Consider the following 15,079-nt stretch of genomic DNA (forward strand, 5'->3'; position numbering starts at 1 on the left):
TTGGTTCCTCATAACCCTGCTTTCAAACTTGCTTCGATAAATTGATCCAGGCTGCCATCCAGCACCGCCTGCGTGTTGCGGGTTTCAACCCCGGTACGCAAGTCTTTAATGCGGGAGTCATCAAGGACGTAAGAACGGATCTGGCTTCCCCAGCCGATGTCGGATTTAGTGTCTTCCATCGCCTGCTTTTCAGCGTTTTTCTTCTGCATTTCCAGTTCATAAAGCTTCGCTTTCATCTGCTTCATGGCCTGGTCTTTGTTCTTGTGCTGGGAGCGATCGTTCTGACACTGCGTCACAATCCCGGTCGGGATGTGGGTAATACGCACCGCGGATTCCGTACGGTTAACGTGCTGACCGCCCGCGCCGGATGCGCGATACACGTCAATTCGCAGGTCCGCCGGGTTGATTTCGATATCAATATCGTCATCCACTTCCGGGTAAACGAACGCGGAGCTAAACGAGGTATGGCGACGACCACCGGAGTCGAACGGGCTCTTACGCACCAGACGGTGAACGCCGGTTTCCGTACGCAGCCAGCCGTAGGCATATTCGCCAGAAATCTTAATGGTCACGGACTTGATCCCGGCCACTTCCCCTTCTGACTCTTCAATAATTTCGGTCTTGAAGCCGCGTGCTTCTGCCCAGCGCAAATACATACGCTCCAGCATGCTTGCCCAGTCCTGCGCTTCAGTACCGCCGGAACCGGCCTGGATATCGAGGTAGCAATCGGCGCTGTCATATTCGCCGGAGAACATACGGCGGAACTCCAGTTGCGCTAGTTTTTCGTCAAGCGTATCGAGTTCAGCAACGGCTTCGTTAAAGGTTTCTTCGTCGTCGGCTTCTACAGCCAGATCCAGCAGGCCGGAAACATCTTCCAGACCCTGAGACATTTGGTCGAGGGTGTCGACAATCGCTTCAAGCGAGGAACGTTCCTTACCCAGCGCCTGTGCGCGTTCGGGTTCGTTCCAGACGTCAGGCTGTTCCAGCTCGGCGTTTACTTCTTCCAGACGCTCTTTCTTGGCATCATAGTCAAAGATACCCCCTAAGAACGTCAGAGCGCTCCGTGAGGTCCTGAATGCGGTTTTTTACCGGATTAATTTCAAACATGGTCTGATTTCTTTTATTGGACTTGTCAAAATGCGGTGATAAGAGCGGGATTGTACCCAATCCACGCGCTTATTTATAGAGAATAGTGACGGGAAATTGGTCAGATTACACGGGCCAGATATTATCGATGATGATCTGCAAACTGCGGTTGCCGCGAAATTCGTTAATATCCAGTTTGTAGGCCAGCTCGACTTCGCGCACGCCGTTATCCGGCCAGCAGGCAGTGTCGACGTTAAAGGCGATGCCGTCTAACAGCGGTCCTCCGCCAACGGGTTCGACCATCACTTTCAAATGTCGCTCGCCAACCAGACGCTGCTGAAGCAGGCGAAAACGCCCGTCAAACAGCGGTTCCGGGAACATTTGCCCCCACGGACCGGCATCACGCAGCAGTTGCGCAACCTCCATCGTCATCTCCGCGGCGCTGAGCGGGCCGTCAGAGACCACTTCCCCCTGTAACAGCGAGGGATCCAGCCATTCCGTGACCAGCTCGCCAAAACGCTGCTGGAACAGGTCGAATTTTGCCTCTTCCAGCGACAGTCCCGCCGCCATCGCATGGCCGCCGAATTTAATCATCAACCCCGGATGCAACGTATCCAGCCGCTCCAGCGCATCACGCATGTGCAGTCCCTGAATGGAACGTCCGGAGCCTTTTAGCGTGCCGTCGCCTGCCGGTGCGAAAGCGATCACCGGGCGGTGAAAACGCTCTTTAATGCGCGAGGCGAGGATCCCGACCACCCCCTGATGCCACTCAGGATGATACATCGCCAGACCTCCGGGCAGCGTTTCGCGACTGCGTTCCAGCTTCTCGCACAGGGTCAGCGCTTCCGCCTGCATTCCCTGTTCAATCTCTTTACGGGTCTGGTTTAACGCATCCAGTTCGTTGGCCAGTACCCGCGCTTCGCCAATGTTATCGCACAACAGCAGCGCCACGCCGACGGACATATCATCCAGCCGACCCGCCGCATTCAGACGCGGACCAAGCGCAAACCCTAAATCGCTGGCGGCGAGTTTTTGCGCATCACGGTTGGACACTTCCAGCAACGCTTTGATCCCCGGACGGCATTTCCCGGCACGAATGCGGCTTAAGCCCTGCCAGGTGAGGATTCGGTTGTTGGCATCCAGCGGCACCACGTCCGCCACGGTGCCCAGCGCGACCAGATCGAGCAGATCCGCCAGGTTTGGCGGCGCAATGCCGCGTTCGTCAAACCAGCCTTTGTCGCGCAAGAAGGTGCGCAGGGCGAGCATCAGGTAAAACGCCACGCCCACACCGGCCAGCGATTTCGAGGGGAAATCACAATCGGGCAGATTCGGGTTGATGATGGCTTCGGCGGCGGGCAGCGTCTCGCCCGGCAGGTGGTGATCGGTGACCACGACCGGGATCCCCAGCGCCCTGGCGTGATCCACACCGGCATGGGAAGAGATACCGTTATCGACGGTGACGATCAGCTGCGCGCCACGCGCATGGGCCTGATCGACCACTTCCGGACTTAAGCCGTAACCATCCTCAAAGCGGTTTGGCACGAGGTAGCTGATGTTATCGCAGCCCAGAGCGCGCATACCCAGCACGCTCAGGGCGGTACTGGTCGCCCCATCCGCATCGAAATCGCCGACAACAATGATGCGCGTCCCCTCGCGAAAGGCGTTATAGAGAATTTCGACCGCTTTTTCGACGCCACTCAGTTGCTGCCATGGCAGCATGCCTTTGACGCTGCGCTCAAGATCCTGAGCACTGCGTACGCCACGGCTGGCATACAGGCGACGTAGCAGCGGCGAAAGGTCGGCAGGCAGTTCTACCGACTCATCGACTTCCCGCCGACGAAGTTGTATCTGTTGTTTCACGCGAATTACTTACCACTGGTCTGTTTTTGGTGCTCGTCAAGAAACGCTTTCATCTCTTTCGGTCCCTGATAGCCTGGCACGACATAGCCGTTGCTCAGCACAATCGCCGGTGTACCGCTTACGCCAAACTGCACGCCCAGCGCATAGTGATCCGCGATGTTCACCTCACAGGTCGCCGCTTTCACGCCTTTGCCTGCCATCGCGTCGTCAAACGCTTTGGCTTTGTCTTGCGCGCACCAGATTGACTTCATATCCTGCTCGGCCTGACTATCCAGTCCCTGACGCGGGAAGGCGAGATAGCGCACGGTAATGCCCAGCGCATTGTAATCCTTCATCTCTTCATGCAGCTTGTGGCAGTAGCCGCAGGTGATATCGGTAAAGACGGTAATGACGTGTTTTTCCTGCGGCGCCTTATAGACGATCATTTCGTTTTCCAGCGCGTTCAGATGCTTCATCAGCAGCTGGTTGGTCACGTTGACTGGCGTCGCGCCGCTGACATCGTACATTGGCCCCTGAATGATGTGTTTACCGTCTTCTGTCACATACAGCACGCCGCTGTTGGTCAGCACCGTTTTCATCCCGGCAACCGGGGCGGGTTGAATATCCGTGCTCTGCACGCCCAGTTTCGTCAGAGACTGACGGATCGCGGCGTCGTCGGCGTGTGCCAGGCCGGAAAACGCAGTGGTCAGCAGGGTAAACAGCATTAAACCTTTTTTCATAACCTTTCCTGTTCGCTCAGCATTCACGCTCTTGGGTGATGCTGTTGATGAAGTTGACGCAGGCGCGCTGTCGCAACATGAGTATAAATCTGCGTGGTGGAGAGATCGCTGTGACCCAGCAACATCTGCACCACGCGTAAATCGGCGCCATGATTGAGCAAATGCGTGGCAAATGCGTGGCGTAAAACGTGCGGCGACAGCTTTTCACTGTCGATTCCCGCTAAGACGGCATAGTGCTTAATGCGGTGCCAGAAGGTCTGGCGCGTCATCTGCTGCGCGCGCTGGCTGGGAAACAGCACGTCAATCGACACGCCGTTCAGCAGCCACGGACGCCCATGTTCCAGATACGTCTCCAGCCAGTACACCGCCTCTTCGCCCAATGGCACGAGACGCTCTTTATTGCCTTTACCAATCACCCGCACTACGCCCTGACGCAAGCTGACATCGCTCATCGTCAGTCCGACCAGTTCAGACACGCGCAGTCCGGTGGCATATAAAATCTCAAGCATGGCTTTATCGCGTAACTCCAGCGGTTGGTCAACCACGGGAGCTTGTAATAACCGTTCTACTTGCGCTTCACTGAGATCCTTCGGCAGACGCTGCGGGAGCTTGGGCGATGCCAGCGTCGCGCTTGGATCGTCGGTGCGAATTTTCTCGCGGTAAAGATGCTGGAATAGCCGCCGCACCGCGCTCAGCAGTCGTGCGGTACTGGTAGCTTTATACCCACCGTCCATCCGCTCGGCCAGCAAGGCCTGCAGATCGTCACTTTGCGCGGTTTCCAGCGACACCTGACGGTGCGCGAGCCACTCCACCAGCATGGTCAGATCGCGGCGATAGGCGCTCAGCGTATTTTCCGCCAGATTTTTCTCCAGCCAGAGCGCATCAAGGAATTGTTCGATGCGCGCAAGATCCTGTTCCACATCTGCTCCTTTGATTCTGCAGTCTGCCATTATGACTCAATGATACGGGTTTCTGGTACACTACGCGCAAAGTCATAGCAAGTATTGAGACGTTTACGCGATGAATATTGGTCTTTTTTACGGTTCCAGCACCTGCTACACCGAGATGGCTGCGGAGAAAATTCGTGACATCATCGGCCCGGAACTGGTGACGCTGCATAATCTGAAAGATGATGCCCCGGCCCTGATGGAGCAGTACGATGTGCTGATCTTAGGCATTCCCACCTGGGATTTCGGTGAAATTCAGGAGGACTGGGAAGCCGTCTGGGATCAACTGGACGAACTCAACCTCGAAGGCAAAATTGTCGCGCTTTACGGTATGGGCGACCAGTTAGGCTACGGCGAGTGGTTCCTTGACGCGTTGGGCATGTTGCATGACAAACTGTCAACCAAAGGCGTCAAATTCGTCGGTTACTGGCCTACCGAAGGCTATGAGTTCACCAGCCCTAAACCGGTTATTGCCGATGGGCAGTTGTTCGTCGGTCTCGCACTGGATGAAACCAATCAATACGATCTCAGCGATGAGCGTATTCAGGCGTGGTGCGAGCAGATTCTCGGTGAAATGGCCGAGCACTATTCCTGATAACCGTTTTGCCGGATGATGGCGTGAACGCCTTATCCGGCCTACATGACACACCGCATAGTAGACCTTAAAGCTGCCCGCCATCAGGCATTCGTCGGCGCTACCCTTGCGTCGACGGTTGCATCATCAGGCGGCGTAAATCCCGCCATTCCGCCTTATCCATACTGTCAGCCGCGAGCCACAAATGCTGGCGTTTACCGGTTTCTGAGCGCAAGCGCAGCATCATGCCGGTTTTGATCATCCACGGTGCACTGACGATAAGCCAGTCCTGCCCCTGCCAGCGGAGCCGTCCATCCATCAGAAGTTTGACCTCTCCCTGACGGGCGTTAATTCGCCGCTGGCTGCGGACACAGTCAAACACCACCAGCGAAAGCAGTATCAACCACAGCGGCGTGTAGCTCAGCGGCCATGGCATTAATAGAATCGCCGCGGCCACCAGCCCATGCAGAAGGAGTGATAGCCACTGTGCGCGCCATGAGACGCGGAGATCAGATTGCCACAGGACCACGATCCCGATTCCGTGTCTGGATGAGTCGTACCATCTGCTCCAGTTCAGCATCTGCCGGTTTACCGTGATTCATCAACCAGTTGAATAAATCCGGGTCATCACACTCCAACAGGCGGATAAAAATACGTTTTTCATCATCACTCAACGTGTCGTATTCATGTTCGAAAAACGGCATGATGGAAATATCGAGTTCACGCATACCGCGTCGGCATGCCCAGTGAATACGTGCTTTATTGTTAATATCCATGTTCTTCTTCCTGTCTCACTCAAATGAACTACCCGGCTATTGTAACGTGTTTTTCATCCTGTTTTGCGGGAATATCCGTAACCACAAGCGCGATCGCTAATTAAATCCCCAATAAGTCAATGGGTTCATGTTTTCTGGATGCCGCCTCGCAATCTGTAAGATAAGGCACAAATGGGACTATCAAAGCGCTTGCATTGGGCCATAGCTCTTTTACCATTAGTCATTATCACTGCGTTAAGCAAATCAGGACATTTTTATGGCATTTACTCCATTTCCACCTCGTCAACCCTCAGCTTCAGCGCGTTTGCCCTTGACGCTGATGACGTTAGATGACTGGGCGCTGGCCACGATTACCGGGGCTGACAGCGAGAAGTATATCCAGGGTCAGGTGACAGCTGACGTGAGTCAACTGACTGAACACCAACACATCCTGGCCGCCCACTGCGACGCTAAAGGAAAAATGTGGAGCAACCTGCGGCTGTTCCGCGACGGCGACGGTTTTGCCTGGATTGAACGCCGTAGTCTGCGTGATGCGCAGGTGGGCGAACTGAAAAAATACGCTGTGTTCTCGAAAGTGACGATTGCCCCAGACGACGAACGCATACTGCTGGGTGTGGCGGGTTTCCAGGCGCGTGCCGCACTGGTGAATCTGTTCAGCGAACTGCCCGACAGCGAAAAGCCTGTCACGCATGAAGGAGCGACGACCCTGCTGTGGTTTGAACATCCGGTAGAACGCTTCCTGTTGGTTACCGATGTGGCAACCGCGGAAACCGTAACCGAAAAACTGCGTGGTGAAGCCGAACTGAATAACAGTCAGCAATGGCTGGCGCTGGATATTGAGGCCGGTCTGCCGGTGATTGATTCAGCAAACAGCGCGCAGTTTATCCCGCAGGCGACTAATCTCCAGGTACTGGGCGGTATCAGCTTTAAGAAAGGCTGCTATACCGGTCAGGAGATGGTGGCGCGAGCGAAATTCCGCGGGGCGAACAAACGCGCGTTATGGTCTCTGGCGGGTAAGGCCAGTCGTGTACCGGAAGCGGGTGACGATCTTGAAATGAAAATGGGTGAGAACTGGCGTCGTACTGGCACCGTCCTCGCGGCAGTGCAACTGGATGACGGTCAGCTACGGGTACAGGTGGTGATGAACAACGATATGGAGGCCGACAGCGTATTCCGCGTGCGCGACGATGCCAACACGTTGCACATCGAACCGCTGCCCTATTCACTGGAAGAGTAATTCATCAGCACCTGATGGCGCTTCGCTTATCCGGTCTACGGGGAAAAGTCGTAGTCCGGATAAGACGGTAAAGCATCACATCACGCCTGTCCTACGTACAAATAGATGGCCAGAAAGTGGCATACGCTGCCGCCCAGCACAAACCCGTGCCAGATAGCATGGTTGTAGGGAATACGCTTACTGACGTAGAAAATCACTCCCAGCGAATAGACCACGCCGCCTACGGCCAGTAGCGTTACGCCGCCCGCCGCCAGTTTGATCGCCAGTTGATACACCACAATCAGTGACAGCCACCCCATCGTCAGATAGGTCACCAGCGACAGCACTTTAAACCGGTGGGCTATCGTCAGTTTGAATAAAATGCCGAGCAGCGCCAGACTCCAGATAACGATCATTAGCCCACGCGCCAGCGGTGAATTTAGCCCAACCAGCAGAAACGGCGTATAGGTCCCGGCAATGAGCAGGTAAATCGCACAGTGGTCGAATTTTTTCAGCCAGATCTTCGCCCGCTGATGTGGTATCGCGTGATACAGGGTCGACGCCAGAAACAGCAAAATCATGCTGCCGCCGTACAGGCTGTAACTGGTAATCGCTGTCGCACTGGCATTCATATCCACCGCCTGCACCAGCAACAACACCAGACCGACGATACCAAACACCAGCCCAATGCCATGACTGATGCTGTTGGCGATTTCCTCTGCCAGTGAATATCCTTGCGCGATTAATGGCTTCTGGACCATAACTTACTCCGGAGAAACGAACTTGTTCGTGATTGCGCCTCTAGCGTAACTGAGAATGGTTCCAGTGAACACCTGTTAGCTAAAATAAATATCATTTTAAAACTAATCGTTATAAATCAAAATGTTGAAACGAACTTTTCAACTAACAGTTGTTCATTTAATTCAAAGGCATTTAAAATCAATCACATAAAACTGTGACTGATTCGGGTAAATCTCGCCAATCACCCGCTTCAGTTCCTCCAGCGTCATGTTTTCCTGTTGTGCATGTTTTTCCGTCAACGTGTCGAGCGTGACGGTTGACGTTCCCAGCACCTCAATTGTGCAAAAATAGCCATCGTCCTCGAAACGCCCTACCCGCAGAATGTCACCGGTCCTGAAGTGAGATTCTGACTCATCACGAATAGTGATCGTTTTACGCCCTGCCAGAATGTCGTCCTGGAAACGTTGAAAAAAAGTGATGTCATTTGGCTGCATGTTATTATTCCCTTTAGGTAAAATCTGATGAGTGAGTATTGCCATAGTGAGTATGTTCTCCCACGCTGCCATCGCCAGTCTCAACAACATTGAGATGTTGGTCTACAACTATGTCATCAAGAACCGTGACAAAGTCATGTACATGACCATTCGGGAGCTGGCTGAAGCGGCGGGAGTATCGACCACCACCGTGTTGCGTTTCTGTCGCAAGTTTAATTGTGAAGGCTACTCTGAATTTCGCGTACGCTTTAAATTATATTTAGAGCAGAACGAACCGCAACAGGCTAATTTTGGCGCCAGCGAAATTATCAGTTTCTTTAAAGGCGTAAATAACGATGAATTTGATCAATTACTCGATCAGGCTGTAGAGATTATTTTATCGTCCGAGCGCATTATATTTGTCGGTGCCGGTACCTCAGGTGCCCTGGCGAAATATGGCGCGCGTTTTTTCTCAAACGTCGGGAAATTCAGCAACCACATTGATGATCCTTATTTCCCGGTGACGAACGATATGGCACGTAATGCGCTGGCGATTGTGTTATCGGTCTCTGGCGAAACCGAAGAGATCCTGCGCTTTGCCAGCCAGTTCAGCCTGCATAACTGCAAAGTGCTTTCGATTACCAGCCATGAACACTCGCGCCTCGCCAAACTGGCGGACTTTAATCTCTCCTGGCATGTGCCGCAAACCCGCATTGCTGGCGTGTACGATATCACCACGCAAATTCCCGTTATTTATATTCTCGAATCCCTTGGCCGAAAGTTGGCGAAAAAAATAGCATAAAAAACAGATTGTTTTTTAGCGGTAACAAATTACCGTTTCGCTATTTTGTTATATCGTGACATTTACCTTCCCTTTGTTAGACTCAAATCAGTTTGTATTAATTTGAGATGACGCAACGATGAAAAAACACACCTTACCAAAAGATTTTCTCTGGGGCGGCGCGGTTGCTGCACATCAGGTTGAAGGCGGCTGGAACAAAGGCGGTAAAGGACCGAGCATTTGTGACGTTCTGACCGGCGGCGCGCATGGCGTACCCCGTGAAATCACTCAGCAGGTGGTGCCGGATAAATATTACCCAAACCACGAAGCGGTCGATTTTTATGGCCACTATAAAGAAGACATCAAGCTGTTTGCCGAAATGGGCTTTAAATGCTTCCGCACGTCCATCGCCTGGACCCGAATCTTCCCACAAGGTGACGAAACACAGCCAAATGAAGAAGGGCTGAAATTCTACGACGACATGTTTGATGAATTGCTCAAGTACAATATCGAACCGGTCATTACCCTTTCTCACTTTGAAATGCCGTTGCACCTGGTTCAGCAGTACGGCGGCTGGACTCACCGCAAGGTCGTTGATTTCTTTGTTCGTTTTGCCGAAGTGGTGTTTGAACGCTATAAGCATAAGGTCAAATACTGGATGACCTTCAACGAAATCAACAACCAGCGCAACTGGCGTGCGCCGCTGTTTGGCTATTGCTGCTCTGGCGTTGTTTATACCGAGCACGAAAACCCGGAAGAGACCATGTACCAGGTGCTGCACCACCAGTTTGTTGCCAGCGCGTTAGCCGTGAAGGCGGCGCGTCGCATCAATCCGGAGATGAAGGTGGGCTGTATGCTGGCGATGGTCGCGCTGTATCCGTTCTCCTGCAAGCCAGAAGACGTCATGTTCGCCCAAGAATCCATGCGCGAGCGTTATGTTTTCACTGACGTTCAGTTGCGCGGTTACTACCCGTCCTATGTCCTCAACGAGTGGGAGCGTCGCGGCTTTAACATTAAAATGGAAGACGGCGATACCACGATTCTGCGTGAAGGTACCTGCGATTACCTCGGCTTCAGTTACTACATGACCAACGCAGTGAAGGCCGAAGGCGGCAGTGGCGATGCCATTTCGGGGTTCGAAGGCAGCGTACCGAATCCGCACGTCAAAGCCTCCGACTGGGGCTGGCAGATTGACCCGGTGGGTCTACGCTACTCGCTGTGCGAACTGTATGAACGTTACCAGAAACCGTTGTTCATCGTTGAAAACGGCTTTGGCGCTTACGATAAAGTCGAAGACGATGGCAGCATTAACGACGACTACCGCATTGACTATCTGCGCACCCATATCGAAGAGATGATGAAGGCGGTCACGTATGACGGTGTGGATCTGATGGGTTACACGCCATGGGGCTGTATCGACTGCGTCTCTTTCACCACCGGCCAGTACAGCAAACGTTATGGCTTTATCTATGTGAACAAGCACGACGACGGCACGGGTGACATGTCCCGTTCACGCAAGAAGAGTTTCGACTGGTACAAAGCCGTGATCGCCAGCAACGGCGAGGTGCTGTGAGCTTTTGCCGGATGACGGTGTAAACGCCTTATCCGGCCTACATGCTCTTTCGGGAAAGGGAATATAAGCCGGATATCGCGCAGCGTTATCCGGCAAACATTACATTACTTCCCGCCCGCCAGTTCCAGAAAACTGCCCGTGACATACGACGCTTTCTCGCTCAGCAGCCAGGCTATGGCCTGCGCCACCTCTTCCGGCTGTCCGCCGCGCTGCATAGGTAACATCGACTTCACGCGATCCACCCGTCCAGGCTCGCCACCGGAGGCGTGGATTTCGGTGTAAATTAACCCCGGACGTACACCGTTGACCCGTATACCCTGTGCCGCCACCTCCAGCGCCAGTCCCGTCGTCAGAGAATCGACAGCCCCTTTCGACGCCGCATAGTCAACATATTCCCCCGGCGCGCCCAGCCGCGACGCCGCTGACGACACGTTCACAATCGCCCCGCCGTGACCGCCGTGTTTGTGCGACATCCGCTTGACCGCTTCGCGACAGCAGAGGAAATACCCCGTCACGTTGGTCGCTAACACGCGGTTAATCCGCTCGGCAGAGAGGTTTTCGATTGTACTTTGTTCAAACAAAATTCCGGCATTATTGACCAGCGCCACCAGCGGCTCATTTTCACGGTCGATCGATTCGAACATCGCCACGACCTGCGCTTCGTCACTGATATCTGCGCGCAGGGTAAACGCGTTCCCGCCAGCGGCGACTATCTTATTCACCACCTCGGTGGCAGCCCGAATATTATGATGAAAATTAACGGCAACCGTGTAACCCTCATCTGCCAGCTGCAACGCGGTCGCGCGCCCAATGCCACGACTGCCGCCGGTAACCAGTGCGATTCCCATAGCGTTCTCCCGATATGAAAAAGCCGGGTGGCGGCTTCGCCTTACCCGGCCTACAAATGATTTACTACCGTGGACAATTACTGGTATTCGCTCATCGGCACGCAGGAGCAGAACAGGTTACGGTCGCCATAAACGTCATCAAGACGCTTCACGGTTGGCCAGTACTTGTTCGCTACACCCGCCGGGAAGACCGCCACTTCACGGCTGTAACCGTGATTCCACTCTGCTACCAGCTCGTTTTGGGTATGCGGCGCGTTAACCAGTGGGTTATCTTCCAGCGTCCATTCGCCGCTCTGCACGCGATCGATTTCCGCACGAATCGCCAGCATCGCGTTGATAAAGCGATCCAGTTCCACTTTGCTTTCTGATTCCGTTGGCTCAACCATCAGCGTACCCGCGACCGGGAACGACATGGTCGGCGCATGGAAGCCGTAGTCGATCAGGCGTTTGGCAATATCCAGTTCACTGATACCGGTCGCTTCTTTCAGCGGACGGATGTCGAGAATACACTCGTGCGCCACGCGACCATCGCGGCCGGTATACAGAACCGGGAATGCGTCTTTCAGACGGCTGGCAATGTAGTTGGCATTCAGAATTGCCACCTGACTTGCCTGCTTCAGTCCTTCGGCGCCCATCATGCGGATGTACATCCAACTGATTGGCAGAATTGATGCGCTGCCGAACGGTGCGGCAGACACCGCGCCCTGACGGGTCAGCATCCCTTCAATCTGCACCACACTGTGGCCTGGTACAAACGGCGCAAGGTGCGATTTCACGCCAATCGGTCCCATGCCTGGGCCACCGCCGCCGTGCGGAATGCAGAAGGTTTTGTGCAGGTTCAGGTGCGAAACGTCAGCGCCGATAAATCCCGGCGAGGTGATACCCACCTGAGCATTCATATTTGCGCCGTCGAGATAAACCTGACCACCGAATTGATGCACGATCTCGCACACTTCGCGGATCGTCTCTTCGTAAACGCCGTGGGTAGACGGATAGGTCACCATGATGCAAGAGAGATTTTCGCCCGCCTGAGCGGCTTTTTCACGCAGATCGCCAAGATCGATATTCCCGTTCTTATCACAGGCCACGACCACTACCTGCATCCCCGCCATCTGTGCGGAAGCCGGGTTAGTCCCGTGCGCAGAGGCCGGAATCAGGCAGATATCGCGATGCCCTTCATTGCGGCTTTCGTGATAATGGCGGATCGCCAGCAGACCGGCGTATTCCCCTTGTGCTCCAGAGTTCGGCTGCATACAGACGGCGTCGTAACCGGTCAGTTTGACCAGCCAGTCAGAAAGCTGACCAATCATCTGATGGTAGCCTTCCGCCTGTTCTGGCGGGCAGAACGGATGCAGTTCGGCAAATTCCGGCCAGGTAATCGGGATCATTTCCGCTGCCGCATTCAGCTTCATGGTGCAGGAACCCAGCGGGATCATCGCCTGATTCAGCGCCAGATCTTTGCGCTCCAGCGAGTGCATGTAGCGCATCATCTCAGTTTCACTGTGATAGCGATTGAATACCGGGTGGCTCAGGATGGCGTCATCACGCAGCATACTTTCCTGAATTGAACGACTGTCGTGCGCCACCTCTTTGTCCAGGGTGTCGATGTTCAGACCGTGGCCGTCACCCAGCAGAACCGTAAACAACTGCAAGACATTTTCACGGGTGGTGGTTTCGTCAAGCGTAATGCCGACTGCGTTATGGATATCACTGCGCAGGTTGATTTCTGCCGCTTGCGCACGCGCCAGCACTGCGGCTTTGTCCGCTACTTCCACGCACAGTGTGTCAAAATAGTGGGCATGACGCAGTTTCAGCCCTTTTTGTTGCATGCCCACGGCCAGGATATCGGTCAGACGGTGGATACGATTCGCAATGCGTTTCAGGCCAACCGGGCCATGATACACGGCATACAGGCTGGCGATATTTGCCAGCAGTACCTGTGAGGTACAAATGTTGGAGTTCGCTTTCTCGCGGCGAATATGCTGCTCACGCGTCTGCATCGCCATACGCAGCGCGGTATTGCCCGCCGCATCTTTCGATACGCCGATAATACGACCCGGCATGGAGCGTTTGAATTCATCTTTTGCTGCAAAAAATGCCGCGTGTGGACCGCCATAGCCCATCGGTACGCCAAAGCGTTGCGCAGAGCCGAAAACAATGTCCGCGCCCTGTTTGCCCGGCGCGGTCAACAGCACCAGCGCCATAAAATCGGCAGCAACGCTGACGATCACTTTGCGTGATTTCAGTTCGCTAATCAGCGTGCTGTAGTCGTGGACTTCACCGGTGGTACCCACCTGCTGTAACAGCACGCCGAACACATCCTGGTGATCCAGTACTTTCGCCGCATCATCCACAATCACGTCAAAACCAAAAGTTTCCGCACGCGTACGAACAACATCCAGCGTTTGTGGATGCACATCTGCGGCAACAAAGAAACGGTTCGCGTTTTTCAGTTTGCTGACGCGCTTCGCCATTGCCATCGCTTCTGCAGCCGCAGTGGCTTCATCGAGCAGCGAAGCGGAAGCCATGTCCAGACCGGTCAGATCCAGTGTCACCTGTTGGAAGTTCAGCAGTGCTTCCAGGCGGCCCTGAGACACTTCCGGCTGATAAGGCGTATAGGCGGTGTACCAGCCCGGGTTTTCCAGCATGTTACGCAGGATAACCGGTGGCAGTTGCACGGCGGTATAACCCATGCCGATGTATGACGTGAAGCGCTTGTTACGCCCGGCGATGGCCTTTAATTCTGCCAGCGCGGCGTATTCGGTCGCCGCCTCGCCCACCTGCGGCGGGGTTGCGAGCTGAATGTCTTTCGGCACAATCTGGCCGATCAGCGCGTTTAACGACCCGGCACCAACGGCATTCAGCATCTCTTGCTGTTGCGTGGCGTCCGGTCCGATGTGGCGTTCAATGAAAGCGCCGCTGTTTTCAAGCTGGCTTAACGTCTGTGTCATGGGCGATGGTTCCTGAAACGTGCAGTGAATCGTGATTGTCTCTGTCTGCGAGCCCGGTTGCGCTAACGCTTACCGGGCCTACGCATGCCTTCCAGGCCGGATAAGCGCAGCGCCATCCGGCAAAGGCAGATTTACTCGTCTTCTAACAATGCTTCGTACGCAGTGGCATCCAGCAGCGAGTCCAGTTCGCTCTCATCACTGGCTTTGATTTTGAAAATCCAGCCATCGGCGTACGGCTCGCTGTTCACCAGTTCCGGGGAGTCGCTCAGGGCATCGTTAACGGCCACGATCTCACCGCCGATCGGCGCATAGATATCAGAAGCGGCTTTGACCGATTCGGCAACCGCGCAGTCATCACCCGCGCTCACGGTCGTGCCGACTTCCGGCAGGTCAACAAAAACCATGTCGCCCAACAGTTCCTGAGCGTGTTCGGTAATGCCAACGGTGTAAGAGCCGTCAGCTTCTTTGCGCAGCCATTCGTGTTCTTTACTGTATTTCAGTTCTGCTGGTACGTTGCTCATCAATCAATCTCCA

15 protein-coding genes are annotated in these 15,079 nt (G+C 54.3%); 4 read left to right on the forward strand and 11 right to left on the reverse strand.

The genetic code is table 11. The annotated features are described in order from the left end of the window. Positions 1-8 precede the first annotated feature (8 nt). The 4 genes from prfB to xerD form a co-directional block, all read right to left on the reverse strand. Positions 9-1,107 (reverse strand): peptide chain release factor 2 gene (gene prfB / locus ACQ0PY_RS19420; protein ID WP_099433741.1). Its coding sequence is split into 2 segments (ribosomal slippage): positions 9-1,031 and positions 1,033-1,107, totalling 1,098 coding nucleotides; the frame shifts between segments, so codons are not numbered across the junction. A 105-nt stretch (positions 1,108-1,212) separates the two neighbouring features. Continuing rightward, a complete protein-coding gene (gene recJ, locus ACQ0PY_RS19425) occupies positions 1,213-2,946 on the reverse strand; it encodes a single-stranded-DNA-specific exonuclease RecJ (protein ID WP_042999369.1) in 1,734 nt (577 codons plus the stop codon). A gap of 5 nt (positions 2,947-2,951) precedes the next feature. After that, the gene (dsbC, locus tag ACQ0PY_RS19430) at positions 2,952-3,665 is read right to left on the reverse strand and encodes a bifunctional protein-disulfide isomerase/oxidoreductase DsbC (protein ID WP_042999368.1); all 714 of its coding nucleotides are present in this window, start codon (positions 3,663-3,665) and stop codon (positions 2,952-2,954) included. Between the two features lie 23 nt (positions 3,666-3,688). After that, positions 3,689-4,585 (reverse strand): site-specific tyrosine recombinase XerD, encoded by an 897-nt coding sequence (xerD, locus tag ACQ0PY_RS19435; RefSeq protein ID WP_042999367.1) that lies wholly within the window; start codon positions 4,583-4,585, stop codon positions 3,689-3,691. A gap of 100 nt (positions 4,586-4,685) precedes the next feature. On the opposite strand from xerD, the gene fldB reads away from it, so the two are divergent. Next, positions 4,686-5,207 carry a flavodoxin FldB gene (fldB, locus tag ACQ0PY_RS19440; protein WP_042999366.1) on the forward strand — a complete coding sequence of 174 codons (522 nt, stop codon included), beginning with the start codon at positions 4,686-4,688 and terminating at the stop codon, positions 5,205-5,207. A gap of 100 nt (positions 5,208-5,307) precedes the next feature. On the opposite strand, the gene ACQ0PY_RS19445 is transcribed toward fldB, so the two are convergent. Continuing rightward, positions 5,308-5,715: a protein YgfX gene (locus ACQ0PY_RS19445; RefSeq protein ID WP_044254016.1), complete on the reverse strand. Its 408-nt coding sequence runs from the start codon at positions 5,713-5,715 to the stop codon at positions 5,308-5,310. Next, on the reverse strand, positions 5,696-5,962 hold the full coding sequence (gene sdhE / locus ACQ0PY_RS19450; protein WP_042322123.1) for an FAD assembly factor SdhE: 267 nt from the start codon (positions 5,960-5,962) through the stop codon (positions 5,696-5,698). Before sdhE ends, ACQ0PY_RS19445 begins: the two co-directional genes overlap by 20 nt. A gap of 256 nt (positions 5,963-6,218) precedes the next feature. Between sdhE and ygfZ the strand changes: the two genes are divergently transcribed. Next, positions 6,219-7,199, forward strand: a complete 981-nt coding sequence (ygfZ, locus tag ACQ0PY_RS19455; protein WP_109739477.1) for a tRNA-modifying protein YgfZ — start codon at positions 6,219-6,221, stop codon at positions 7,197-7,199. Positions 7,200-7,279: 80 nt separating this feature from the next. On the opposite strand, the gene trhA is transcribed toward ygfZ, so the two are convergent. Further along, positions 7,280-7,939, reverse strand: coding sequence for a PAQR family membrane homeostasis protein TrhA (gene trhA, locus ACQ0PY_RS19460; protein WP_044264418.1), 660 nt, complete (start codon positions 7,937-7,939; stop codon positions 7,280-7,282). A 162-nt stretch (positions 7,940-8,101) separates the two neighbouring features. Next, entirely contained in the window at positions 8,102-8,413 is a 312-nt protein-coding gene (gene yqfB, locus ACQ0PY_RS19465) for a N(4)-acetylcytidine aminohydrolase (protein WP_042999362.1), read from the reverse strand. Between the two features lie 52 nt (positions 8,414-8,465). Here yqfB and ACQ0PY_RS19470 point away from each other — a divergent pair, with 52 nt between their 5' ends. Both ACQ0PY_RS19470 and bglA read left to right on the forward strand, forming a co-directional pair. After that, the gene (locus ACQ0PY_RS19470; RefSeq protein WP_109739479.1) at positions 8,466-9,194 is read left to right on the forward strand and encodes a MurR/RpiR family transcriptional regulator; all 729 of its coding nucleotides are present in this window, start codon (positions 8,466-8,468) and stop codon (positions 9,192-9,194) included. A gap of 118 nt (positions 9,195-9,312) precedes the next feature. Continuing rightward, positions 9,313-10,746 (forward strand): 6-phospho-beta-glucosidase BglA, encoded by a 1,434-nt coding sequence (gene bglA, locus ACQ0PY_RS19475; RefSeq protein WP_109739480.1) that lies wholly within the window; start codon positions 9,313-9,315, stop codon positions 10,744-10,746. 104 nt (positions 10,747-10,850) lie between these two features. Here bglA and ACQ0PY_RS19480 read toward each other — a convergent pair whose 3' ends face one another. The 3 genes from ACQ0PY_RS19480 to gcvH form a co-directional block, all read right to left on the reverse strand. Next, positions 10,851-11,594, reverse strand: coding sequence for an SDR family oxidoreductase (locus ACQ0PY_RS19480; RefSeq protein WP_042999359.1), 744 nt, complete (start codon positions 11,592-11,594; stop codon positions 10,851-10,853). Positions 11,595-11,671: 77 nt separating this feature from the next. Continuing rightward, positions 11,672-14,545, reverse strand: coding sequence for an aminomethyl-transferring glycine dehydrogenase (gene gcvP / locus ACQ0PY_RS19485; RefSeq protein WP_061069607.1), 2,874 nt, complete (start codon positions 14,543-14,545; stop codon positions 11,672-11,674). Between the two features lie 131 nt (positions 14,546-14,676). After that, complete coding sequence (gene gcvH, locus ACQ0PY_RS19490; RefSeq protein WP_042999357.1) at positions 14,677-15,066, reverse strand: glycine cleavage system protein GcvH; 390 nt, start codon at positions 15,064-15,066, stop codon at positions 14,677-14,679. Between the last annotated feature and the right edge of the window lie 13 nt (positions 15,067-15,079).

This window comes from Citrobacter sp. LST-B2, assembly GCF_057983045.1.